Raw genomic sequence first — 23,137 nt, forward strand, 5'->3', positions numbered from 1 at the left:
GCGGTACTATGTCTCGTAATACTGAAGCAACTGATGATGTTAACACCTGGGCTGGCGGGCACCTCAATTATAAAGAGGGCTTCTTCACCCAACTGCAAACCGATGAGCTGGCAAAAGGGATCAATGAAGACGTTGTGCGCGCGATTTCGGCAAAACGTAATGAACCCGACTGGATGCTGGCGTTTCGCCTGAATGCCTTTAACGCGTGGCTGAACATGGAAGAGCCGCACTGGTTAAAAGCGCACTACGACAAGCTGAATTATCAGGATTACAGCTATTACTCTGCGCCGTCCTGTGGCAATTGTGATGAAACCTGTGTTTCTGAACCGGGAGCTGTTCAGCAAACGGGGGCGAATGCCTTTTTAAGCAAAGAGGTAGAAGACGCTTTTGCGCAACTTGGGGTGCCGGTTCGTGAAGGAAAAGAGGTGGCGGTTGATGCCATTTTCGACTCGGTGTCGGTGGCGACGACCTATCGCGACAAACTGGCGGAACAGGGCATTATTTTCTGTTCGTTCGGGGAGGCGATCCATGACCATCCTGAGCTGGTGAAACAGTATCTGGGCACCGTCGTTCCGGGTAATGACAATTTCTTTGCCGCGCTGAATGCCGCCGTGGCGTCAGATGGGACGTTTATCTATGTGCCGAAAGGCGTGCGTTGTCCCATGGAGCTCTCAACCTACTTCCGGATTAATGCGGAAAAGACCGGGCAGTTTGAACGTACCATTTTGATTGCGGATGAGGGCAGCTACGTCAGTTATATCGAAGGTTGCTCAGCTCCGGTACGTGACAGCTACCAGCTGCATGCGGCGGTGGTGGAAGTCATCATCCACAAAGATGCTGAAGTGAAATACTCGACGGTGCAAAACTGGTTCCCCGGTGATGGGAATACCGGCGGCATTTTGAACTTCGTCACCAAGCGCGCGCTGTGCGAAGGCGAAAACAGCAAAATGTCGTGGACGCAGTCGGAAACCGGCTCAGCCATTACCTGGAAATACCCAAGCTGCATTCTGCGTGGCGATAACTCCATCGGCGAATTCTACTCCGTCGCGTTGACCAGCGGACACCAACAGGCCGATACCGGCACCAAAATGATCCACATTGGCAAGAACACCAAATCGACCATCATCTCGAAAGGGATCTCTGCCGGACAGAGTCAGAACAGCTATCGCGGCCTGGTAAAAATCATGCCGACCGCCACCAACGCCCGTAACTATACCCAGTGCGACTCCATGTTGATCGGGGCGGACTGCGGGGCGCATACCTTCCCGTATGTCGAGTGTCGGAACAACAGCGCCCAGCTTGAGCATGAAGCCACGACGTCACGCATCGGTGAAGACCAGCTGTTTTACTGTCTGCAACGCGGGATTAGCGAAGAGGATGCCATTTCGATGATCGTTAACGGGTTCTGTAAAGACGTGTTCTCTGAACTGCCGCTGGAATTTGCCGTAGAAGCGCAAAAACTTCTCGCCATCAGCCTTGAACACAGCGTCGGTTAAAATTTAAGGAAAGCACATGTTAAGCATCAAAGATTTACAGGTCAGTGTCGAAGATAAGGCGATCCTGCGTGGGCTGAGCCTTGAGATTCGTCCCGGAGAAGTCCACGCCATCATGGGACCGAACGGTTCCGGGAAAAGTACGCTGTCTGCCACGCTCGCCGGACGTGAAGACTACGCAGTCACCGGCGGGACGGTGGAATTTAACGGTAAGGATTTATTGGAACTGTCGCCAGAGGAGCGGGCCGGTGAAGGGATCTTTATGGCATTTCAGTATCCGGTTGAAATTCCCGGCGTCAGTAATCAGTTTTTCCTGCAAACGGCTCTGAATGCGGTGCGCAGTTACCGTGGTGAGGAGTCGCTGGACAGGTTCGACTTCCAGGATCTGATGGAAGAAAAAATCGCGCTGCTGAAAATGCCGGAGGACTTGCTGACGCGGTCGGTAAACGTCGGTTTCTCCGGCGGTGAGAAAAAGCGTAATGACATTCTGCAAATGGCTGTGCTGGAGCCGCAGCTGTGCATTCTTGATGAGTCAGACTCCGGGCTGGATATTGATGCGCTGAAAATCGTCGCGGATGGTGTGAACTCGCTGCGCGACGGGAAACGTTCATTCATTATCGTCACTCACTATCAGCGCATCCTGGACTATATCAAACCCGATTATGTTCACGTTCTCTACCAGGGGCGAATTGTGAAGTCCGGTGATTTTACGCTGGTCAAACAACTGGAGGAGCAAGGATATGGCTGGCTTAGCGAACAGCAGTAACGTGCTGCAACAGTGGCATCATCTGTTTGAGACGCAAGGGGAGACCCGTTCGCACTATGCGCAACAGCATCTGCATCAGATGCTACGTCTGGGGCTGCCAACCCGTAAGCATGAGGACTGGAAATACACGCCGCTGGAGGGATTAACCCACAGCCAGTTTGTCAGCACTATCTCCGCGATAACGCCAGCCCAGTGTGATGCGTTGGCACCGGCTATTGATGCGGTACGGCTGGTCTTTGTCGACGGGCAATTTTGTCCAACTCTCAGCGACAGCGTGGAAGGTAGCGGCTTTGATATTGCCGTTGATGATGAGCGTCAGATGCTGCCTGCGGCTATCCAGCCGGAAGTATTCCTGCACCTGACCGAAAGCTTGTCGCGCAGCGTAACGCACATTTTGGTCAAGCGTAACCAGCGACCAGCGAAACCGCTGCTGCTGCTACACATTACCCAGGGACTGACGGGCGATGAGGTGAATACGGCGCACTATCGTCACCATCTTGAGCTGGCGGAAGGCGCAGAAGCCACCGTTATTGAGCATTATGTCAGTCTCAGCGAGCTTCGCCATTTTACCGGTGCGCGCTTAACAATGAACGTCGCGGCTAATGCGCATTTGCGTCATATCAAACTGGCGTTTGAGAATTCGCTCAGCCACCACTTTGCCCATAATGATATTCAGTTGAGTGCCGATGCCTCGGCAGTCAGCCAAAGCTTCTTACTCGGCGACGCTGTTTTGCGCCATAACACCAGTACTCAGCTTAACGGCGAAAATACCACGCTGCGCCTTAACAGCCTGGCGATGCCGGTGAAAAATGAAGTCTGTGACACCCGAACCTGGCTTGCGCACAACAAAGGTTATTGCAACAGCCGCCAACTGCATAAAACGATTGTCAGCGATAAGGGGCGGGCGGTATTCAATGGTTTGATCAACGTCGCTCAACACGCCATTAAAACAGACGGTCAGATGACCAACAACAATTTACTGCTCGGTAAACTGGCGGAAGTGGATACCAAACCACAGCTGGAAATTTACGCCGATGACGTGAAATGTAGCCATGGAGCAACGGTAGGGCGGATCGATGACGAACAGATGTTCTACCTGCGTTCGCGCGGGATCGGCCAGCAGGATGCTCAACAGATGATTCTCTATGCGTTTGCCGCTGAGCTGACGGAAGCCCTGACCGATGAAACGCTGAAACAACTGGTACTGGCGCGGATCGCCCAACGCTTGCCGGGAGGCGTAGCATGACATTTCCCATTGAAAAAGTGCGGGCTGATTTTCCGGTCCTGACCCGTGAAGTGAACGGTTTACCGCTGGCGTATCTGGACAGCGCCGCCAGCGCGCAAAAGCCTAATCAGGTGATTGATGCCGAAGCTGAGTTTTACCGTCACGGCTATGCGGCGGTTCACCGCGGTATCCATACGCTGAGCGCGCAGGCTACGGAAAAAATGGAGAATGTGCGCAAGCTCGCCTCGCTGTTTATTAACGCTCGTTCAGCTGAAGAACTGGTATTTGTTCGCGGTACCACGGAAGGCATTAACCTGGTGGCGAACAGCTGGGGCAACAGCAATGTCAGGGCTGGCGATAACATTATCATCAGCGAGATGGAGCACCATGCCAATATTGTTCCCTGGCAAATGCTGTGCGCCCGCGTGGGCGCAGAACTGCGGGTCATTCCGCTCAATGCCGATGGCACGTTGCAACTGGAGGCCTTGCCAGCACTGTTTGACGATCGCACGCAACTGCTGGCAATTACTCACGTCTCTAACGTACTGGGCACCGAAAACCCGCTGGATGAGATGATTGCGCTGGCGCATCAATACGGCGCAAAAGTGCTGGTGGATGGCGCACAGGCGGTTATGCATCATCAAGTGGATGTGCAGGCGTTAGATTGCGACTTCTATGTTTTCTCCGGACACAAGCTCTACGGGCCAACCGGTATTGGCGTTCTGTATGCCAGAGAGTCGCTGCTGCAGGAAATGCCGCCCTGGGAAGGTGGCGGTTCGATGATTGCGACCGTGAGTCTGAGTCAGGGGACGACGTGGGCCAAAGCGCCGTGGCGGTTTGAAGCCGGAACACCTAATACCGGCGGGATTATCGGGCTTGGTGCGGCTATTGAGTATGTTTCAGCGCTGGGGCTGACTGAAATCAGCGAATATGAACAGTTCATGATGCGCTATGCGCTGGAACAGTTGGCGGACGTGCCGGATTTGACGCTTTATGGACCGGATAACCGCCTGGGGGTGATTGCCTTTAACCTCGGCAAACATCACGCCTATGATGTCGGCAGTTTTCTCGATAACTATGGGATCGCCGTGCGGACGGGGCATCACTGCGCTATGCCGCTGATGGCCTACTATAACGTTCCCGCTATGTGTCGGGCGTCGATTGCCATGTACAACACCCATGAAGAAGTGGATCGCCTGGTGACAGGTCTCAAGCGTATTCATCACTTACTGGGATAACAGGGAGGCGTTATGGCTGCGCTACCGGATAAAGAAAAGTTGTTGCGTAATTTTCTGCGTTGCGCTAATTGGGAAGAGAAATACCTGTACATCATTGAACTGGGTCAGCGTTTGCCGGAATTAAACGCCGACGAACATTGCCCCGAAAATAGCATTCAGGGATGTCAAAGTCAGGTATGGATTGTAATGCGGCAGAATGCTGAAGGAATTATTGAATTACAGGGCGACAGCGATGCGGCAATTGTGAAAGGGCTTATCGCCGTGGTATTCATTTTGTACGACCGCATGACAGCCCAGGATATTGTGAATTTTGATGTGCGTCCGTGGTTTGAAAAAATGGCGCTCGCACAGCATCTCACACCGTCTCGTTCACAGGGGCTGGAGGCGATGATTCGGGCTATCCGCGCCAAAGCCGCAACTCTTAGCTAAACTGATAAAACACGTCAACTTTCAGACCGACTTGAAAGCGTCCGTGTAAGGCAACGCAGTGACTCGTAAGCCGGATCTGGCGCTCGCCGCCGTCCGGCAAGAACGCCAGGGGGGTGAGTGAGTATGAAACGCGCGTCTGTTATTACGTTAATGCTAATCGGCGCTTACAGCGCTATTCAGGCCGCATGGGCGGTCGATTATCCGTTGCCCCAGGCGAACAGCCGTCTTGTTGGGCAAAATCAAACTTACACCGTGCAGGAAGGCGATAAAAACCTACAGGCGATTGCCCGTAAGTTTGATACCGCCGCAATGCTGATCCTCGAAGCGAATAATACTATTGCCCCTGTTCCCAAACCCGGCACCCTGATTACTATTCCCTCGCAACTACTGCTGCCCGACGCGCCACGCGAAGGCATCATTGTGAATCTGGCGGAGCTACGTCTGTATTACTTCCCGCCGGGAGAGAATATCGTTCAGGTCTTCCCGATTGGTATCGGTTTGCAAGGGCTGGAAACCCCGGTAATGGAAACCCGGGTAGGGCAGAAAATACCGAACCCAACCTGGACCCCTACAGCAGGCATCCGTAAACGCTCTCTGGAGCGTGGCATAACATTGCCTCCGGTTGTACCCGCCGGGCCAAATAACCCGTTAGGACGCTTTGCACTGCGTCTGGCGCATGGAAACGGTGAATATCTGATCCATGGTACCAGCGCGCCGGACAGCGTCGGCCTGCGTGTCAGCTCGGGATGTATTCGCATGAACGCGCCGGACATCAAGGCATTGTTTGCTCAGGTTCGAACCGGAACGCCGGTCAGGGTGATTAATGAGCCGATCAAATATTCAATTGAGCCGAACGGCATGCGCTATGTCGAGGTGCACCGACCGTTGTCGCCCGAAGAGGAACAAAACGTCCAGACCATGCCGTATGTGCTACCAGCCGGTTTTACCCAGTTTAAAGATAACAAAGCGGTGGATAGCAGCCTGGTGGAACGCGCGTTGTATCGCCGCGCGGGTTATCCGGTCACAGTGACGGCCGGGCAAGCATCGGTTGTTACCAATGGGAGTGACGTGAAGTCTGCGCAGAATAGTGTGCCGGGAGAGAATACAGAGGTGCGCGCTACGCAATAACAGGGAACGAGAAATTCAGAGTAAAAAAAATGGCGCACAATGTGCGCCATTTTTATTACACAGTTACTATTACTTGCGGTATTTAGTAGCTGCGTTGTCCAGACGCTGGTTAGCGCGAGCTGCGTCATCTTTAGCAGCCTGAACGTCGGAACGCATTGCGTTCACGTCGTTGCTCAGCTGGTCAACTTTAGCGTTCAGAGTCTGAACGTCAGAAGACAGCTGATCGATTTTAGCGTTGCTGGAGCAACCTGCCAGCAGAGTAGAACCCAGGATTACCGCGCCCAGTACCAGTTTAGTACGATTCATTATTAATACCCTCTAGATTGAGTTAATCTCCATGTAGCGTTACAAGTATTACACAAACTTTTTTATGTTGAGAATATTTTTTTGATGGGAATGCACTTATTTTTGATCGTTCGCTCAAAGAAGCATCGAATTGTGCAAAAACGGCTAAAAAACTGAGTGAAAACAGAAAGCTTCCATCGGATTCATCTTAGATAATCACGGATTAGATAGTGAAATCCGATTTGATTTTTTATTAATTGTGGCTATCGATAAAATAAAAAAAGCGCCACGAGGGCGCTTTTTTAAGCAAATTAATTCGTGGTGGAATTATTACAGTACGTGAACGGATGCTGTGTTGGTCGTGCCGCTTGGAACCAGCGCGCCAGAAACCATAACTACAACGTCACCTTTCTGCGCCAGACCGCTCTCCAGAGCAACTTCTTTGCCCAGACGGTAGAAATCATCGGTAGAGCTGATTTCTTTAACAACCTGTGCCACAACGCCTTTGCTCAGTACCAGCTGACGCGCGGTAGTTTCGTTGGTGGTCAGCGCCAGGATGGTGGCATCCGGGAAGTATTTACGCACTGCACGCGCAGATTTACCGCCCTGGGTTGCAACCACGATCAGCGGAGCATCCAGTTTTTCTGCAGTTTCAACCGCGCCACGGCAAACGGCTTCGGTGATACGCAGTTTACGGCTGTCGTTGTTGAAGTCCAGACGGCTGGTCATTACGCGGTCGGTACGTTCGCAGATGGTTGCCATGATGGTCACGGCTTCCAGCGGGTATTTACCTTTCGCAGATTCGCCAGACAGCATAACTGCATCGGTACCGTCGAGGATGGCGTTAGCCACGTCGCCAGCTTCCGCGCGGGTAGGGCGCGGGTTTTTGATCATGGAATCCAGCATCTGAGTCGCAGTGATAACGACTTTACGTGCGCGGATACATTTTTCGATGATCATCTTCTGCGCGAAGATAACTTCTTCAACCGGGATCTCAACGCCCATGTCGCCACGCGCAACCATGATGCCGTCAGAGGCTTCGAGGATTTCGTCGAAGTTGTTCAGACCTTCCTGGTTTTCGATTTTGGAGATGATCTGGATGTTGTCGCCGCCGTGGGCTTTCAGGTGCTCGCGGATTTCAACGACGTCAGAACGTTTACGGATAAAGGAAGCCGCAACGAAGTCAACGCCCTGTTCGCAACCGAAGATCAGGTCCTGTTTGTCTTTTTCAGCCAGTGCTGGCAGCGCGATAGAAACCCCCGGCAGGTTAACGCCTTTGTTTTCGCCCAGGTCGCCGTTGTTCAGCACTTTACAGATAACTTTGTTACCTTCGATGGCGGTCACTTCCATGCCGATCAGGCCGTCGTCAACCAGTACGGTGTTGCCAACGGACAGGTCTTTCGTGAAGCCTTCATAAGTCACAGCAACGATTTCGCTGTTGCCGACAACGGATTTGTCGGTGGTGAAGGTGAAGGTCTGGCCTGCTTTCAGAGAAACGTCGTTGCCGCCTTCCAGCTTAATGGTACGGATTTCCGGACCTTTGGTGTCGAGCAGAATGGCTGCTTTTTTGCCGGTTTTGCTCATCACGTTGCGCAAATTTTTGATGCGCTGGCCGTGTTCTGCGTAATCGCCATGAGAGAAGTTCAGACGCATGACGTTCATGCCCGCGTCCAGCATTTTGGTTAACATCTCTTCGGATTCGGTTTTCGGACCGATGGTGCAAACAATTTTCGTCTTTTTCATGACAGTCTTAGTCTTTAAGTTGAGAAGGATTGGGAAATCTGGCCCCCATCGCGCACGGACGGGAAGCTAAACCTGAGTTACGAAAGTGGTGATGTCTCGCTCTAAGGATAGGTGACATCGAAAGAGCGTGCAGAGGAATGTGTGCTTGCGTTTCAGCCCAACGGGAAGGTGAGTTTTGTAGTCGTTGAGTTTTACAGGTCAATGTGCTGAAACCATTCAAGAGACAATTGGCGCGCATTATACGCTGAATTTTATCTAAAAGGAAAATGGAAACGCTGTTTCAAAACACTTCTGTGCAGTTTGCCGAAGAATATTCATTAATTTGTTCATCGGTATGGATAAAGGGATTGGACACAGCAGCCATTTGTTGCGCAACAAGCCGCGCTTGCCATCCCAACCAGGCAGATTTATGCGCGCGTTTTTAATGTTGTGATTATATTCCCAAAAATTATATCAAATTCGTTTTTATTCATTCTAAAAGCCAATTTCACTCATTACACTCGTTTGGACATCCATACTGCTAAACAGCCAAAAGCGCTAGCAGGATTACAAAAAGCAGCAGCGGATACCCAAACGACATGATTGTCCTGAAAAATATTTCAAAAGTGTTTACGCCAGGCAGGCTTGCAATTACCGCTGTCGATAACGTCAATCTGACGGTTGAGCAGGGGCAGATTTACGGAATTATTGGTTACAGTGGGGCGGGTAAGAGCACCTTAATCCGCTTGCTTAATGGTCTGGAAAAACCGACTTCTGGCAGCGTGACGATTAACGGACACGATATCTCTGCCGCCCGCGGAGAATCTCTGCGCCAGGCGCGACTGAAAATCAGCATGGTGTTCCAACACTTCAACTTACTGTGGTCGCGCACGGTTAGCGAAAATATTGCGTTCTCTATGCAAATTGCGGGTGCGCCAAAGGCGTCCATCAAAGCGCGGGTTGCCGAATTAATTACGCTGGTGGGGTTGAGTGGTCGCGAAAATGCTTATCCGTCCCAGCTCAGCGGCGGACAAAAACAGCGGGTGGGCATTGCCCGCGCGCTGGCGAACAATCCTGACGTACTGCTGTGCGACGAAGCTACCTCGGCGCTGGATCCGCAAACCACCGATCAGATCCTTGATTTACTGCTCGATATTAATCGTCGCTTCAAATTAACCATTGTGTTGATCACCCATGAAATGCACGTGGTGCGGAAAATCTGCGACCGTGTGGCGGTGATGGAGAACGGCAAAGTCGTTGAAGAAGGCGATGTGCTCAGCGTCTTTACCCATCCACAGCAGCCGATTACCCGACAATTCGTTCGTCAGGTGAGCCAGTACGCCGAAGAAGACGAGTTCAACCCACAACTGGCCAGCGAACTGGGCGGCGTGGTGATCAAGCTAACGTTTACCGGGCAGCGCACTCACCGTCCTGTGGTCGGAGAATTGACCCTGCGCTACGGCCTGCCGTTTAACATTTTGCGCGGCAAGATGACGCAAACCGCGCACGGTGTGTTTGGTCAGCTTTGGGTGCACGTTGTGGCCAGTGAAGAACAACTGAACAATATTCTGGCCGACCTGCGCCATAGCGACATTGAAGGTGAGGTGATTCAACATGCCTGAAGAACTGTTCCCCCATCTGAAATGGGATCAATTATTAGCAGCAACGCAGGAAACGCTCTACATGACCGCGCTTTCTGGCGTGGCGACCTTTGTTCTTGGGGTTGCGCTTGGCCTGGCGCTGTTTCTGACCGCGCGTGGCGGACTATTCCACAATCGTGCCGTGTATAGCGCGATTTCGCTGGTGGTGAATATCTTCCGTTCGATCCCGTTCATCATTTTGATCGTGCTGCTGATCCCGTTTACCAAAGCGATGGTTGGCACCATTCTCGGCGCTAATGCCGCCTTGCCTGCACTGATCGTAGGGGCCGCGCCGTTTTATGCGCGTCTGGTGGAAATTGCCCTGCGTGAAGTCGATAAAGGCGTTATTGAAGCGACGCGTTCAATGGGCGCGCGTCTGAGTACGCTTATTTTTCGGGTTTTACTGCCGGAATCTTCTCCTGCTCTGGTGTCCGGGATCACCGTGACGCTGATTGCGCTGGTCAGCTACAGCGCGATGGCGGGAGTCATTGGTGCCGGGGGTTTAGGGAATTTGGCCTATCTGGAAGGATTCCAGCGCAACCACAGCGACGTCACGCTGGTGGCGACGGTGACGATTCTGCTCATCGTCTTCATCATCCAGCTTTGCGGCGATGTGATCACCTCTCTGTTAGATAAACGCTAATAAAATACGGAAACCATTATCATGAAAAAATCACTGACATTACTCGCCGCAGCAACCTTAAGCGCCCTGAGCTTCACCTCCTGGGCTGATACGTTGACCGTTGGCGCATCAAACGTACCGCATGCTGAAATCCTTGAGCAGGCCAAACCGATTCTGGCAAAGCAGGGGATCGACCTGGAAATTAAACCGTTCCAGGATTACATTCTGCCGAACACCGCGCTGGCTGGCCGTGAGATTGACGCTAACTACTTCCAGCATATTCCGTATCTGAACAGCGTGATTAAAGATCATGCGGGCGATAAAACCTACGACTTCGTCAGCGCCGGAGCCATTCACATCGAGCCGATCGGCATCTATTCGAAGAAGGTGAAATCGCTTAAAGATCTGCCGGAAGGCGGCAAGGTCATCATGCGCGATGCGGTATCTGAGGAAGGCCGTATTCTGTCGATTTTCGAAAAAGAGGGTGTGATCAAGCTGAAGCCGGGGGTGGATAAAGTCACCGCGCGCATTAGCGACATCGTGGAAAACCCGAAAAAACTGAAGTTCCTGCCTAACGTGGAAGCGGCGCTGTTACCGCAGATGTACAACAACGACGAAGGCGATGCGGTGGTGATTAACGCGAACTATGCTATCGACGCGGGGCTGGATCCGGTGAAAGATCCGATTGCCGTCGAAAGCGGTGAAAATAACCCATATGCCAACATCATTACCGTACATCGTGGCGATGAGAAGAAAAAGGATATTGTGGCGCTGGTAGACGTACTGCATTCAAAAGAGATTCAGGACTGGATCCGCACGAAATACAAAGGCGCAGTGATCCCAGTAAATAACTGATCCGCTTTTTGCGTTATCCGGCCTACAACGTCCTGTAGGCCGGATAAAACGCGTTAGCGTTGCCACCCGATGCGAGAGTTACACGCGCTCGATTCTCGCTGGCAGACCCTGGCGTACCGCCGCCCCCGACACCCAGTCAAGCCAGGTATTAGCTACCTGCCGGGTAGGATCCGCAAAGCCCAGATCGTTAAGATTGATTCCCGACCTTATTTGCCTATCAAATGGCATCGGCTCGCCGTCAAGCGTATGTTGCGCCGCGCCCATTTCTTTATGTCCATAGCCATGTTCAACGGCGATAACTCCCGGCATCACGCCATGCAGCAGGCTTATTTGCGCCAGTGCCTGACCGCCAGGCGTGGTGATACGTACCGTATCGCCATGTGCTAAACCATACCGCTTACCATCCTGCGGGTTAAGCGCCACCAGATTAACCGGCTTCAGATGATGCAGGCGTGGGATCACCGCCGTGGCGCTGGACATGGTATTGGATTTAAAGGAGATCAATTTCAGCGGCCATTCTTGTTCCGGGAACAACTCTTCGACCGCACGTCCATCTGACAGGCGCGAAGGATACCAGGCTGGGCAACCGCTGTAGCGTTCTCCGGTTATCGCATGGCGGTGCGCGGCGACATTCGCATTCCAAATTTGCAGCGGTTTTTCCCACGCATTGCCGACGCGATTTTCCACCCGGCCACTGCTGGCTGGAGCGAAGCGCCCACCGCGTGAATACACAAATGCCACCCGGCTGACTTCATCGGCTTTCAGCGTTTGCGTTATCACTGGCATAATCCGTTGCACCCCGGTCAACGAAATATCTTCCGGCTGAGCCTCCGGGACCGGTGCTTTACCCATAAATGCAATATTCGCGGCGAGGCGTAAATAATAGTCTTCCGCACGATTTAACGGATACTGATTGCCTTGTGGGTCGGTAATCGCATTATCACCAAAACCAGGCAAGCCAATGCGTTTCGCTACCGCAATACAGAAAGATTCCATTGAGGCCGGTTGACCGTCAGCGGTACTGCTGGTTGCGGCTCTGACCACGGGCCAGCGAGCGGTGGTGGCTTTGCTGGCGACGCCCGCCCACGGGGCGCTGAATCCCCAACTTTCGAAGTTATGTGTATCCGGCACGATGTAATCTGCCAGCGCCGTGGTTTCGTTCATAAAGGCATCAATGGCGATAAATAGCGGCAAACGCGCAGGATCTTTAAGCTTTTCTTCCGCCACGCCGCGCAACCCTGCGATGCCGTAAAACGGGTTGGTCATGTTGGAGATCCAGGCTTTAAGCGGATAAGGGTAGCCTTCGAGTGCCGAGACAAGAAGTTCAGTAAGTTGACCTGCCACAAACGGATACCACGGGGCTTTTGCCGGGAAGGGCGATTGTCCGGCGGCTACTTTATTGCGGTACTCTTCGGAAGACTCATACGCGGTTTTACTGCGTGCGATGCTTAATCCCTTTGGTTTAATCTTCCCGGCAAAACTGTCCATGTTGTAGCGTGGTCCATCGGTGGCACCATTGAACTTGCCGCCGCCGACAAACACGCCGCCTTCAAGACTCAGGTTGCCAATCAGCGCATTAAGCATCATTACCGACCAGGCGTTATAAAATCCATTACCTGCCATCATTCCGCCGTGAGCGATCACCGCCGCTTTTCGTCCGTGGCGGGTAAACGCGTCGGCCAGGGCGCCGATGTCTGCTTCAGACACGCCGCACTGCTGGCTGTATTGCGCCAGCGAGAGTTTTTCGGCGGACTCTTTCAGGCACTGGAGGCTGCTTTTTACTGTCACCGTCTGGCCGTCTGCCAGCGTCACCTCGCGGGTGACAAACAACTGCGCGCGTGGGCAACCGCTGGCGGCGACGATTTCTCCGGCTCCGTTAATGACAACCGGTTCCTGGGCAGCATTTGCGTTCAGATGCGCGAGGGTTAAATGCTGTCCGGCAAGATTTGGGAGCTCATCGGTGATCACCAGATGCGTGGCGTTGCTCCAGCTTTTTTCTCCAGCCTGCTGCATAGCCTGCACGCCGGGAATGGCGAGGTAATCGGCGTTATAGCGCTGTTTTTCGATTATCCAGCGGATCATCCCCATCGCCAGCGCGGAGTCGCTTCCCGGGCGCACGGGCTGCCAGTGGCCGCGATCGTCAGCCAGTACCGTGGTTAATGGCAGGGCTGGCGCCACCACCACATAGCGGAAGTCGTCGCGTAAACGGGCGCTGGCGAGCTGGCGAGCCTGGCGTTTAAACGGGTTGCCGGATTGCGCTGGAGAGGTTCCCATAAACAGCGCGAACTCGACATTATCCCAGTCGGGCTTCACGTGGGCGTTTTTATCCAGATCCCCCATTAGCGCACCAGAACCGGCCCGGTAGGCCAGGCCACAGTAAGCGCCATGCGCGCCGAAGTTTTTACTGCCGAAACTGTTCAGCGCGAAGCGACGTAAAAACGTATCACGTCCTTCATCGCTGGTATTGGTGACCAGCAACTGATTGGATTTTGGCCCAAAGCCGGGATGTTTGGCATTAAGCGGCGTATGGGGATCGTGAATAGCCCGCAGGCCGTCAACATGGCCCTCACCAAACAGATCTCCGCCTTCCACCACCTCTTTGATCAACTGTTCGAAGCTGATGCGCTGCCATTTTCCCTCACCGCGTTTGCCGACGCGTTTCATCGGTTGCAGAATGCGCAGTGGGCTGTACAGACCTTCAAGTAAGGTTGCGCCACGGGCGCAGGCGGTGGAGCGCGCGTCCAGACCCGACTCACCCGCCAGTTGCGCCATTGCTGTGGCAAAGGGGACTGAGGCGTCAATAGGGTGCTCGTGAGATAACGGATGATAGGGGTTACCGGCAATGCGCAGCACCTTGCCTTGTTCACTGTCAACCCGGACCCGCACACCGCACTGTGTCCAGCAACCAAAACATTGCGTCATCGAGATCACCTGCTGTGGATTCTGCTGCCATTGCGGCTTGGCATTGGCTTCGGGGATGAGCGCATTACCAAAGATGCGATCTCGGGTAATTTTGCCGGAGGTACCGTCCAGCAAACCGTCCAGCGCGCGTTTTGCTACGTCCCGATAACTCAGACCAAACGTCACCATGCCACCTACGGCAAGACCGACTTTAAGCCACTGACGACGGGTTAAATTAGCCATGTTGCATTCTCCTTGCGATCGCGTTCAGGGCTTCACGAACAATAATAATCAGTGCTATCCACAGGCCGAAGGTGCCCACAATGGCCAGCCAGCCATCGGTGCCGCCGGGCAGGGTGTAAGGATTAAATTGGGCGTTAAATTTCGGTACGGTCTGTACCTGGATGAGTAACGTCCAGCGCATCAGCCAGCACAGCGCCATGGCGCTAAACGCCAGAAATATGCGCAGCGGCAGAGACAATGGAAAACGCTGCACCAGCCCGCAAAGGCCAAGCGAGACAAGCCATAGCGCAACCCAGCCGATGGCGTAGTGTCGTGCCGACGAGGCGACATCCAGCCACTGGCGGATTGCTGAACCGGAAAGCGTGTTGCCGCTCACCCAAAATGCCACCACGATTGCCAGCGCGCTCAAGGCGACAATTTGCCCCCACGCCAGTTTGCGGAGCAAAGATCCTTCACTTTTTGTTGCCGCGATGAGCAGGGCGAGGAACGTCTGCAGCGCGCTGAGGAACATCGCAACCGGAAAGGCATAGCTGAACCAGATGGGACGCGCCTGCACCACCGACACTTCGCGACCGGTGTAAACCAGTAATCCGATGGCGGACAAGGCGCTACCGACGGTCAACCATTTCGTTACACTGTAACTTTTGAGCGTTATATGCTTAACGTGCTGCGCCAGAAACCACAGGCCCAGGAAGCCGGTGAACAGCGGTAAAAACAGCGCGCCCCATGGCATCCAGGACCATGGCGTCGGATAAGCATAAAAATGCCAGACGCGGGCGGTTTGGTGTAAATCGGCGGTTAGCGCCAGCGGCGCGGTTATTGCACAGGTTAGGGCGATCAACAGCGTCAGGTTTTCCAGTTCAGTTGTCTCCTGTTTGCGCCAGTGCAGTACGCAGGCGAACAGCGCGGCGCAGGCGGCAATACCGATGAAAAAGAAATACTGTACAGCCCAGGGTAACCAGCTTACATGCTGCGGATGGGCCAGAACCTCTTCGATAATCAGTGAATGGTTCATTTAAACCTCCTGCCAGAGAGCGGGTTGCGCACGACCCATTAACGGGGTGACAAACGCCTCATCCAGACCCAGATAAAACACGTGTGGTGACGTTCCGCTTTCGGGTTTCAGCACCTTGATGGCCTCATGGTGTTCATGCAGCATTTGAGAAATCCGGCTGTGCGGATCTTTGATATCGCCAATGATGCGTGCGCCGCCGACGCAGGATTCCACGCAGGCCGGGAGCAGGCCCGCTTCCAGGCGGTGTACGCAAAACGTGCATTTATCGGCGGTTTGCGTTTCATGGTTGATGAATCGCGCATCGTATGGACAGGCCTGCACGCAGTAGGCGCAACCCACGCAGCGGGTGTTGTCGACGACCACGATACCGTCTTCGCGTTGGAAGGTGGCTTGCACCGGACAAACGGGCACACAAGGGGGATTATCGCAATGGTTGCACAGGCGCGGCAGCAGGACGTTGGTAACGCTTTGCTGGCCTGTCATCTGCACCTGATACTGGTTAACGAGAGTTCTGAAATCTCCCTGTGGCGTTTGGTTTTCAATGGCGCAACTGACGGTACAGGCCTGGCAGCCGATGCAGCGTCGCAGGTCAATCAGCATGGCGTAGCGATGCTCGAGTGAGCCTTCATGGCGTTCAGGCGAGAAGGGGAATTGCGCCTGGGCCAGCGGAACCAGTGAAGCCCCAGCGGTCAGGATGCCCAATTGCTGGAGAAACTGCCGTTTACTGCTGTCCATATTTTCTCCCGTCACGGTACAACAACGAAACATTGGTCACGCCGTTGATTTGTGTGTGATGAATAAAGAATCTCAATGATTTACAGTGTAAAAATCGTGATGGGGGGGACTCTATTGTGGTTAACCACATACCCGGCTTGTTGTTGATCTAAAACAACATAATTGACAGGGATAATTGATTGGGACGCAACGTAGTAAGATGTCTGACGGTGCTGGCGTCGCTGTGGATGCTAAGCGGCACGGTCGCGGCGCAGACATGGAACATTGGCGTGTTGGCAATGCGTGGGGAGATCTCCACACGCAATCACTGGCAGCCGCTGGAAACCCTGTTGAATCAGCAAATTCCCGATGAGCATTTTCATATACAACCGCTGGATCTGGGGCAGATGCAGGAGGCGGTAAATCGAGGCACGGTACAATTTGTGGTCACCAATCCGGCGCAGTTTGTACAGCTAAACAACCGCTCTGCGTTACGCTGGCTGGCGTCGTTACGTTCTACCCGAGGAGGCAAAGCCGCCAGTAACGTGATTGGCAGCGCGATTCTCGTCAGGCGCGATAGTGGGATCGCTTCCGCCCATGAACTGATCGGGAAAACGGTTGGCGCCATTGATGCTCAGGCCTTTGGCGGCTATTTGTTGGGGTATAAAGCGCTCAGCGATGCCGGTCTGCGACCTGAGCGCGATTTACGCCTGACGTTTACCGGTTTTCCCGCCGATGCCTTACTCTATTTATTACGCGAAAAAGCCGTGCAGGCGGTGATTGTACCGGTGTGCCTGCTGGAAAACATGGATGAGGAAGGGCTCATTCATAAAACGGACTTTCGGGCTGTACTCAACCATCCCACCTCGATTCCCTGTGTAACCAGTACGCCACTGTATCCTGACTGGTCGTTTGCGGCACTGCCTGCAGTAAGCGACGAGTTGGCCGATCGCGTCACGCGGGCGCTGTTCAATGCGCCGCAGAACGCAACGTTTCGCTGGGGAGCGCCTGCCTCGACTCGTGAAGTAGAAGCGTTGCTGCGCGATGTCCGCCAGCATCCGCAGCAGCGCCAGCTGTGGCTGGACGTCAAAAGTTGGTTTATCCAGCATCGACTGGCTATGGGGGCTGTGACCGTCGTGTTGCTGCTGCTTACGCTCAATTATATCTGGGTGATGCTACTGGTTCGCCGTCGCGGCAGGCTACTGGAGCGGAACAGCATTCTGCTGCGCAAACAAGAACAGGCGCTGGAAACCGCTCGCCAAATGAGCGTGCTTGGTGAGATGACTTCCGGGTTTGCCCACGAACTCAATCAGCCGCTGTCGGCTATCCGCCATTATGCGCAAGGCTGTTTGATCCGTCTGCGCGGTCAGGATAAGCAGCATCCGCTGTTGCCCGCACTGGAGCACATTGATGCTCAGGCGCAGCGGGGGGCTGACACATTGCACAATCTGCGCCAGTGGGTCAGCCAGGCGCAGGGTAATCCGGTGATGACCGATGACTGGCAAGCCGTCAACGTGAATGATGCTATTCATCACGTCTGGCAATTATTGCGCATGCCTCAGCAATTCCCGGCGGTAGCGCTGCAACCTCAGCTAAATAAGACGTTAACGCTGACTCTGCCAAGCGTTCTGCTTGAGCAGGTGCTGGCCAATCTGGTGCTCAATGCGGCCCAGGCCGGGGCAACCACGGTATGGTTTAGCGCCCAGCCTGAGGAGAGTGGTGTGCGTATTCAGGTGCAGGATAACGCCGGCGGTATTGATGAGGCACAGTTGTACCAGGCTTTTCAGCCGTTTATGACCACCCGTAAAGAAGGTATGGGGCTGGGATTAGCCATTTGTCAGCGACTGGTGCGCTACGCAAACGGAGAGATTGAGATCAAAAATCATCAGGCTCCGGATGGCAAGGCGGGCGTGGTAGTGACATTACATTTTAAACAAAACCGGGAGGGAGGCCGTAGTGGCAATAATTCACCTACTGGATGACGACATTGCCGTCACCCAGGCCTGTGCGTTCTTACTGGAAAGCCTCGGATACGAGGTATGTTGCTGGGATCAAGGCGAAACATTCCTCGCGGAGGCAAACCTACGCCAGGTGGGCGTACTGTTGCTGGATATGCGTATGCCGGTAATGGATGGGCATGCTGTACATGAAGCGATGCGTCGACGAGAAAGTACGCTGGCGGTGGTATTTCTCACCGGGCATGGCGATGTGCCGATGGCGGTTGAGCAAATGAAGCGTGGCGCGGTCGATTTTTTGCAAAAGCCGGTGTCCGCCGGGCCTTTGCAGACTGCGTTAGAGCATGCTTTGCTGGTTTCTCACGCCGCCTTCTCGCGACAAGAGATCGTGGCCTGCTATCAGATGCTCACCCCAAAGGAACGAGAGTTGGCGCAACTGGTAGCAAAAGGGTTAATGAATCGGGAAATTGCTGACGCCATGAATATTGCCGTGCGTACGGTTGAAGTTCATCGCGCACGGGTGATGGAAAAAATGCAGGCGCGGAGCCTTGCTGAGCTGGTTAATCGACTGCAGCGGATCCAGTAAATTTATGACATTTGTTTGATTTTCATTGAATTTTGTCTAATTAGCCAGAGTGATATATGCTGTTGGTTTGAGTTAATGACGAGCGGGCAAATATGGGAAATCAGACTAAAGACGACGAGTTGTACCGTGAAATGTGCAGAGTAGTCGGTAAAGTAGTGCTGGAAATGCGCGATCTGGGACAAGAGCCAAAGCATATCGTCATTGCGGGTGTGCTGAGAACCACCCTCGCCAACCAGCGTGTAAAGCGCAGTGAGCTAGAAAAACAAGCCATTGAGACCGTTATTAAAGCATTGGCCGGATAATCCATCAAAAGAGGAGGGTAGTCTCTTGCGCTATCCTCTTATTCTCGTCAGGTTAATCTATCAATATATATAATTTAGGACCGCAATTAGAGGAATACATCTCGTTGTATATTAAGTTTTATATCGATTGATATATAAAAATATATATGAGAGTGGAGTCACAAATATTTGCAAGGCATATGAAATATTATTTCAACTTATCTTAATGATAATAAATCTCAATCCGCATTAATTATTTCCCTTCCGTTTTTTAATTGATGACGATCAAAACGACGAGCGCCGAATAACCACATTATCTTTGTGCCTAACCCTAAAGGATTAGATTCATTTAGTTTAACCACCGTCATTTATACGATCAGGTTAGGGCAAATATTCACGTGTTGTTGGCAACATTAATGGCCGAATTGGCCGATCTGCGCGCAAAAATTAGCCTGGATGTGTTGCTGCTACTGCGTTTGCGAAGAGGATGCGAAATAAATGAACCAGGTTGATCGTCCATTTTTAGATTGTGGTTTAACGCGGCTTGAATTTCTACGTATATCCGGAAAGGGTCTGGCAGGACTGACCATTGCGCCCGCGTTGTTATCACTTTTTGGCTGTAAGCAGGAAGATATTGACAGCGGTACCGTTGGGCTAATCAATACGCCGAAAGGGGTGCTGGTAACGCAGCGAGCACGCTGCACGGGTTGCCATCGCTGCGAGATTTCCTGTACCAATTATAACGATGGGGCCGTTGGCACCTTCTTTTCCCGCATCAAAATTCATCGTAATTACTTCTTTGGCGATGATGGCGTCGGGTCCGGTGGCGGACTGTATGGTGATTTAAACTATACCGCGGATACCTGCCGCCAATGCAAAGATCCGCAATGCATGAAGGTCTGCCCAATTGGCGCTATTACCTGGAAGAAGGAAGACGGCTGTATTGCTGTAGACCACAAACGTTGCATTGGCTGTAGCGCTTGTACCACAGCCTGTCCGTGGATGATGGCGACCGTCAACACGGAAACGAAAAAATCCTCAAAATGTGTGTTATGCGGGGAATGCGCCAATGCGTGTCCGACTGGGGCATTAAAAATTATCGAGTGGAAAGATATTACCGTTTGATAGAGGGCAGGCATGCCTGATACGCGTCATTAATTGCCAAAAATAGCGCAGTTTTGAATAAAAAATCTGCCTGACGGGTATATCTATTAAACCTTCTTGCAAAGGAAAACATGATGGCTAATGGTTGGACAGGTAATATTTTACGGGTCAATCTCACCACGGGTAATATCACCCATGAAGATTCCAGTAAATTTAAGAAATTTGTCGGTGGGATGGGCTTTGGGTATAAAATTATGTACGACGAAGTCCCGCCAGGCACCATGCCTTTTGATGAAGGGAATAAACTGGTTTTTGCCACCGGGCCATTAACGGGCTCGGGCGCACCCTGTAGCTCCCGCGTCAATATCACCTCCTTGTCAACATTTACCAAAGGTAATCTGGTCGTAGATGCCCACATGGGCGGTTTCTTCGCCGCACAGATGAAATTTGCCGGTTACGACGCCATTATTATCGAAGGTAAGTCCGCATCGCCTGTCTGGATCAACATTAAAGACGATAAGGTCAGCATCGAAAAAGCCGATTTCCTGTGGGGCAAGGGCACGCGCGCCACAACCGAAGAGATTTGCCGCATTACCAGCCCTGAGACTTGCGTCGCCGCGATTGGCCAGGCGGGGGAAAATCTGGTACCGCTCTCCTGCATGATCAACAGCCGCAACCACAGCGGCGGCGCTGGCACTGGCGCGGTGATGGGCTCGAAAAATCTGAAAGCTATTGCGGTAGAAGGGACCAAAGGGGTCAACATTGCCGACCGCAAAGAGATGAAGCGGCTCAATGACTATATGATGACCGAGCTTATCGGTGCCAACAACAACCACGTTGTGCCGAGCACGCCGCAGGCCTGGGCAGAATACTCTTCGCCAAACTCGCGCTGGACGGCCCGCAAGGGACTGTTCTGGGGAGCCGCAGAAGGCGGGCCAATCGAAACGGGTGAAATCCCGCCGGGCAACCAGAATACCGTCGGTTTCCGTACCTATAAATCCGTGTTCGATCTGGGGCCAGCCGCAGAGAAATATACGGTCAAAATGAGCGGCTGCCATTCATGCCCGATTCGTTGTATGTCACAGCTCAATGTCCCACGGGTGAAAGATTTTGGCGTACCGAGTACCGGTGGCAACACCTGCGTGGCGAACTTTGTGCACACCACCATTTTCCCCAATGGCCCGAAAGATTTCGACGATAAAGACGATGGGCGGGTGGTGGGAAACCTGATTGGTCTGAACCTGTTCGACGATTATGGCATCTGGTGTAACTACGGGCAGTTGCACCGTGATTTTACTTATTGCTATTCGAAAGGCGTTTTTAAGCGCGTACTGCCAGCGGAAGAGTATGCGGAGATCCGCTGGGATCAACTGGAAGCGGGCGATCCTAATTTTATTAAGGATTTTTACTATCGGCTGGCGCATCGCGTGGGGGAACTCAGCCACCTTGCGGACGGTTCATATGCCATTGCTGAACGTTGGGATTTGGGTGAAGAGTATTGGGGTTATGCCAAAAATAAACTGTGGTCGCCGTTTGGTTTTCCTGTCCACCACGCTAACGAGGCTTCAGCGCAGGTGGGGGCGATCACCAACTGTATGTTTAACCGTGACTGCATGACGCATACCCATATTAACTTTATCGGTTCCGGTTTGCCGTTGAAACTACAGCGCGAAGTGGCGGGTGAACTGTTTGGTTCGCAGGATGCTTACGACGAAACTAAAAACTACACCCCGATCAATGCCGCGAAGATCAAATATGCCAAATGGACGCTGCTGAAAGTCTGTTTGCATAACGCGGTCACGCTATGCAACTGGGTCTGGCCGATGACGGTTTCGCCGCTCAAGAGCCGTAATTATCGCGGAGATCTGGATCTGGAAGCGAAATTCTTCCAGGCGGTTACCGGCGATGAAACCACGCAGGCGAGTCTTGACCTGGCCGCTGAACGTATCTTTACCCTGCATCGCGCCTATACGGTCAAACTGATGCAAACCAAAGATATGCGCAATGAGCACGATCTCATCTGTTCCTGGGTGTTTGATAAAGATCCGAAGATCCCGGTCTTCACCGAGGGGACTGACAAGATGGACCGGGAGGATATGCGTCTGTCACTGACGATGTTCTATCAGGAAATGGGCTGGGATCCTGAGCTGGGCTGCCCTACGCGCGAAACGCTGAATCGACTCGGACTTGAGGATGTGGCTGCCGATCTGGCGGCACAAGATCTGTTGCCAGCGTAAGGAACGTGAGATGACTAACGTGAGCTACGTTCAGGCACCCATTGAGGCGTTTCCTGACGAGGTGGATAGCCAAAAGAGACACTGGCTGCAGGCGCTACAGCCGCCTGCCGAACAGGTGAACGCGCCGCAGGTGCAGGAACCAGCCAGCCCGGAGTCGATAGTGGCGGAGTTTATCCGCCAGCATTCGGCCTCGGGCCAATTGGTGGCACGCAGTGTTTTCCTGCAGCCACCGTATTCGGTTCCTGAGACTGACCTTACCGTGCTGCTGGATACCCTGTGTCAGGGCGCGAATGGGGCGGATATTACCTGTGTGCACGGCGCTGAAGAGGCATATTTCTTTTCAACGCAGACCATGACGGCAAACTACGCCAGCATGTGTGTGCAGGTGGTGGAAAACGATATCTGTCGCGCGATAGCCGAGGCGGTGCGCTTCGACTGTCAAACGTATCCACGGCCCTACAAGGTCGCCATGTTGACACAACCGCCTTATAGCTTTGGAGCTCAGCAGGTTGCAGCGGCGATCTCGGCAATGGAAACGCACCCGGATTACGCAGATATACGCACTGTGGAATCGTCAAATGCGGAACCTTATTTGTTCAGCGAACGTTTTATGAGTTATGGCAAAGCGTACGGCCTGTGCGAATGGTTTGAGGTTGAGCAGTATCAGAACCCCTGAATTCTTCAGGTTGATGTCATGG

21 protein-coding genes are annotated in these 23,137 nt (G+C 53.0%); 15 read left to right on the forward strand and 6 right to left on the reverse strand.

Annotated elements, in window-relative coordinates; genetic code table 11:
* The first annotated feature begins 8 nt into the window (after positions 1-8).
* The 6 genes from sufB to ldtE all read left to right on the forward strand — a co-directional run bounded on the left by sufB (position 9) and on the right by ldtE (position 6,279).
* The gene (sufB, locus tag ACVXHP_RS03365; RefSeq protein ID WP_200006609.1) at positions 9-1,496 is read left to right on the forward strand and encodes a Fe-S cluster assembly protein SufB; all 1,488 of its coding nucleotides are present in this window, start codon (positions 9-11) and stop codon (positions 1,494-1,496) included.
* A gap of 16 nt (positions 1,497-1,512) precedes the next feature.
* On the forward strand, positions 1,513-2,259 hold the full coding sequence (gene sufC / locus ACVXHP_RS03370; RefSeq protein WP_447570845.1) for a Fe-S cluster assembly ATPase SufC: 747 nt from the start codon (positions 1,513-1,515) through the stop codon (positions 2,257-2,259).
* Positions 2,234-3,505 (forward strand): Fe-S cluster assembly protein SufD, encoded by a 1,272-nt coding sequence (sufD, locus tag ACVXHP_RS03375; RefSeq protein ID WP_447570846.1) that lies wholly within the window; start codon positions 2,234-2,236, stop codon positions 3,503-3,505. Before sufC ends, sufD begins: the two co-directional genes overlap by 26 nt.
* A complete protein-coding gene (gene sufS / locus ACVXHP_RS03380; protein WP_304698225.1) occupies positions 3,502-4,722 on the forward strand; it encodes a cysteine desulfurase SufS in 1,221 nt (406 codons plus the stop codon). Before sufD ends, sufS begins: the two co-directional genes overlap by 4 nt.
* Positions 4,723-4,734: 12 nt before the next feature.
* Positions 4,735-5,151, forward strand: coding sequence for a cysteine desulfuration protein SufE (gene sufE / locus ACVXHP_RS03385; RefSeq protein WP_042308753.1), 417 nt, complete (start codon positions 4,735-4,737; stop codon positions 5,149-5,151).
* Positions 5,152-5,274: 123 nt separating this feature from the next.
* The gene (ldtE, locus tag ACVXHP_RS03390) at positions 5,275-6,279 is read left to right on the forward strand and encodes a L,D-transpeptidase LdtE (RefSeq protein WP_447571143.1); all 1,005 of its coding nucleotides are present in this window, start codon (positions 5,275-5,277) and stop codon (positions 6,277-6,279) included.
* Positions 6,280-6,348: 69 nt separating this feature from the next.
* Here ldtE and lpp read toward each other — a convergent pair whose 3' ends face one another.
* The 3 genes from lpp to ynhH all read right to left on the reverse strand — a co-directional run bounded on the left by lpp (position 6,349) and on the right by ynhH (position 8,509).
* Positions 6,349-6,585, reverse strand: a complete 237-nt coding sequence (gene lpp / locus ACVXHP_RS03395; RefSeq protein WP_003029373.1) for a murein lipoprotein Lpp — start codon at positions 6,583-6,585, stop codon at positions 6,349-6,351.
* Positions 6,586-6,894: 309 nt separating this feature from the next.
* Positions 6,895-8,307 carry a pyruvate kinase PykF gene (gene pykF, locus ACVXHP_RS03400; protein ID WP_200006605.1) on the reverse strand — a complete coding sequence of 471 codons (1,413 nt, stop codon included), beginning with the start codon at positions 8,305-8,307 and terminating at the stop codon, positions 6,895-6,897.
* Between the two features lie 7 nt (positions 8,308-8,314).
* The gene (ynhH, locus tag ACVXHP_RS03405) at positions 8,315-8,509 is read right to left on the reverse strand and encodes a protein YnhH (protein WP_249357174.1); all 195 of its coding nucleotides are present in this window, start codon (positions 8,507-8,509) and stop codon (positions 8,315-8,317) included.
* 376 nt (positions 8,510-8,885) lie between these two features.
* Between ynhH and ACVXHP_RS03410 the strand changes: the two genes are divergently transcribed.
* Genes ACVXHP_RS03410 through ACVXHP_RS03420 form a run of 3 tightly spaced genes read left to right on the forward strand, consistent with a single transcriptional unit; the run spans position 8,886 to position 11,403 of the window.
* Positions 8,886-9,908 carry a methionine ABC transporter ATP-binding protein gene (locus tag ACVXHP_RS03410; RefSeq protein WP_447570847.1) on the forward strand — a complete coding sequence of 341 codons (1,023 nt, stop codon included), beginning with the start codon at positions 8,886-8,888 and terminating at the stop codon, positions 9,906-9,908.
* The gene (locus tag ACVXHP_RS03415) at positions 9,901-10,569 is read left to right on the forward strand and encodes a methionine ABC transporter permease (protein WP_304698238.1); all 669 of its coding nucleotides are present in this window, start codon (positions 9,901-9,903) and stop codon (positions 10,567-10,569) included. The genes ACVXHP_RS03410 and ACVXHP_RS03415 overlap by 8 nt, the downstream gene beginning before the upstream one ends.
* 21 nt (positions 10,570-10,590) lie before the next feature.
* A complete protein-coding gene (locus ACVXHP_RS03420; RefSeq protein WP_316129457.1) occupies positions 10,591-11,403 on the forward strand; it encodes a MetQ/NlpA family ABC transporter substrate-binding protein in 813 nt (270 codons plus the stop codon).
* A gap of 78 nt (positions 11,404-11,481) precedes the next feature.
* On the opposite strand, the gene ttrA is transcribed toward ACVXHP_RS03420, so the two are convergent.
* The 3 genes from ttrA to ttrB are packed head-to-tail and all read right to left on the reverse strand — an operon-like array spanning position 11,482 to position 16,297.
* A complete protein-coding gene (gene ttrA, locus ACVXHP_RS03425) occupies positions 11,482-14,547 on the reverse strand; it encodes a tetrathionate reductase subunit TtrA (RefSeq protein WP_447570848.1) in 3,066 nt (1,021 codons plus the stop codon).
* Positions 14,540-15,562, reverse strand: a complete 1,023-nt coding sequence (ttrC, locus tag ACVXHP_RS03430) for a tetrathionate reductase subunit TtrC (protein WP_316129455.1) — start codon at positions 15,560-15,562, stop codon at positions 14,540-14,542. The genes ttrA and ttrC overlap by 8 nt, the downstream gene beginning before the upstream one ends.
* Entirely contained in the window at positions 15,563-16,297 is a 735-nt protein-coding gene (gene ttrB, locus ACVXHP_RS03435; RefSeq protein WP_447570849.1) for a tetrathionate reductase subunit TtrB, read from the reverse strand. It abuts the gene before it with no gap.
* Positions 16,298-16,524: 227 nt separating this feature from the next.
* On the opposite strand from ttrB, the gene ttrS reads away from it, so the two are divergent.
* The 6 genes from ttrS (at position 16,525) to ACVXHP_RS03465 (ending at position 23,115) form a co-directional block, all read left to right on the forward strand.
* Positions 16,525-18,258, forward strand: coding sequence for a tetrathionate respiration histidine kinase TtrS (ttrS, locus tag ACVXHP_RS03440; RefSeq protein ID WP_447571144.1), 1,734 nt, complete (start codon positions 16,525-16,527; stop codon positions 18,256-18,258).
* The gene (ttrR, locus tag ACVXHP_RS03445) at positions 18,233-18,817 is read left to right on the forward strand and encodes a tetrathionate respiration response regulator TtrR (RefSeq protein WP_304698248.1); all 585 of its coding nucleotides are present in this window, start codon (positions 18,233-18,235) and stop codon (positions 18,815-18,817) included. The genes ttrS and ttrR overlap by 26 nt, the downstream gene beginning before the upstream one ends.
* Positions 18,818-18,909: 92 nt before the next feature.
* Entirely contained in the window at positions 18,910-19,119 is a 210-nt protein-coding gene (gene fumD / locus ACVXHP_RS03450; protein WP_003029345.1) for a fumarate hydratase FumD, read from the forward strand.
* Positions 19,120-19,596: 477 nt separating this feature from the next.
* Positions 19,597-20,223, forward strand: a complete 627-nt coding sequence (locus ACVXHP_RS03455; protein WP_447570850.1) for a ferredoxin-like protein — start codon at positions 19,597-19,599, stop codon at positions 20,221-20,223.
* Between the two features lie 113 nt (positions 20,224-20,336).
* The gene (locus ACVXHP_RS03460) at positions 20,337-22,439 is read left to right on the forward strand and encodes an aldehyde ferredoxin oxidoreductase (protein ID WP_200006853.1); all 2,103 of its coding nucleotides are present in this window, start codon (positions 20,337-20,339) and stop codon (positions 22,437-22,439) included.
* Positions 22,440-22,449: 10 nt separating this feature from the next.
* Positions 22,450-23,115 carry a YdhW family putative oxidoreductase system protein gene (locus tag ACVXHP_RS03465; protein WP_447570851.1) on the forward strand — a complete coding sequence of 222 codons (666 nt, stop codon included), beginning with the start codon at positions 22,450-22,452 and terminating at the stop codon, positions 23,113-23,115.
* The last annotated feature ends 22 nt before the right edge of the window (positions 23,116-23,137 follow it).

The sequence above is a fragment of the Citrobacter freundii complex sp. 2025EL-00176 genome (assembly GCF_053309355.1).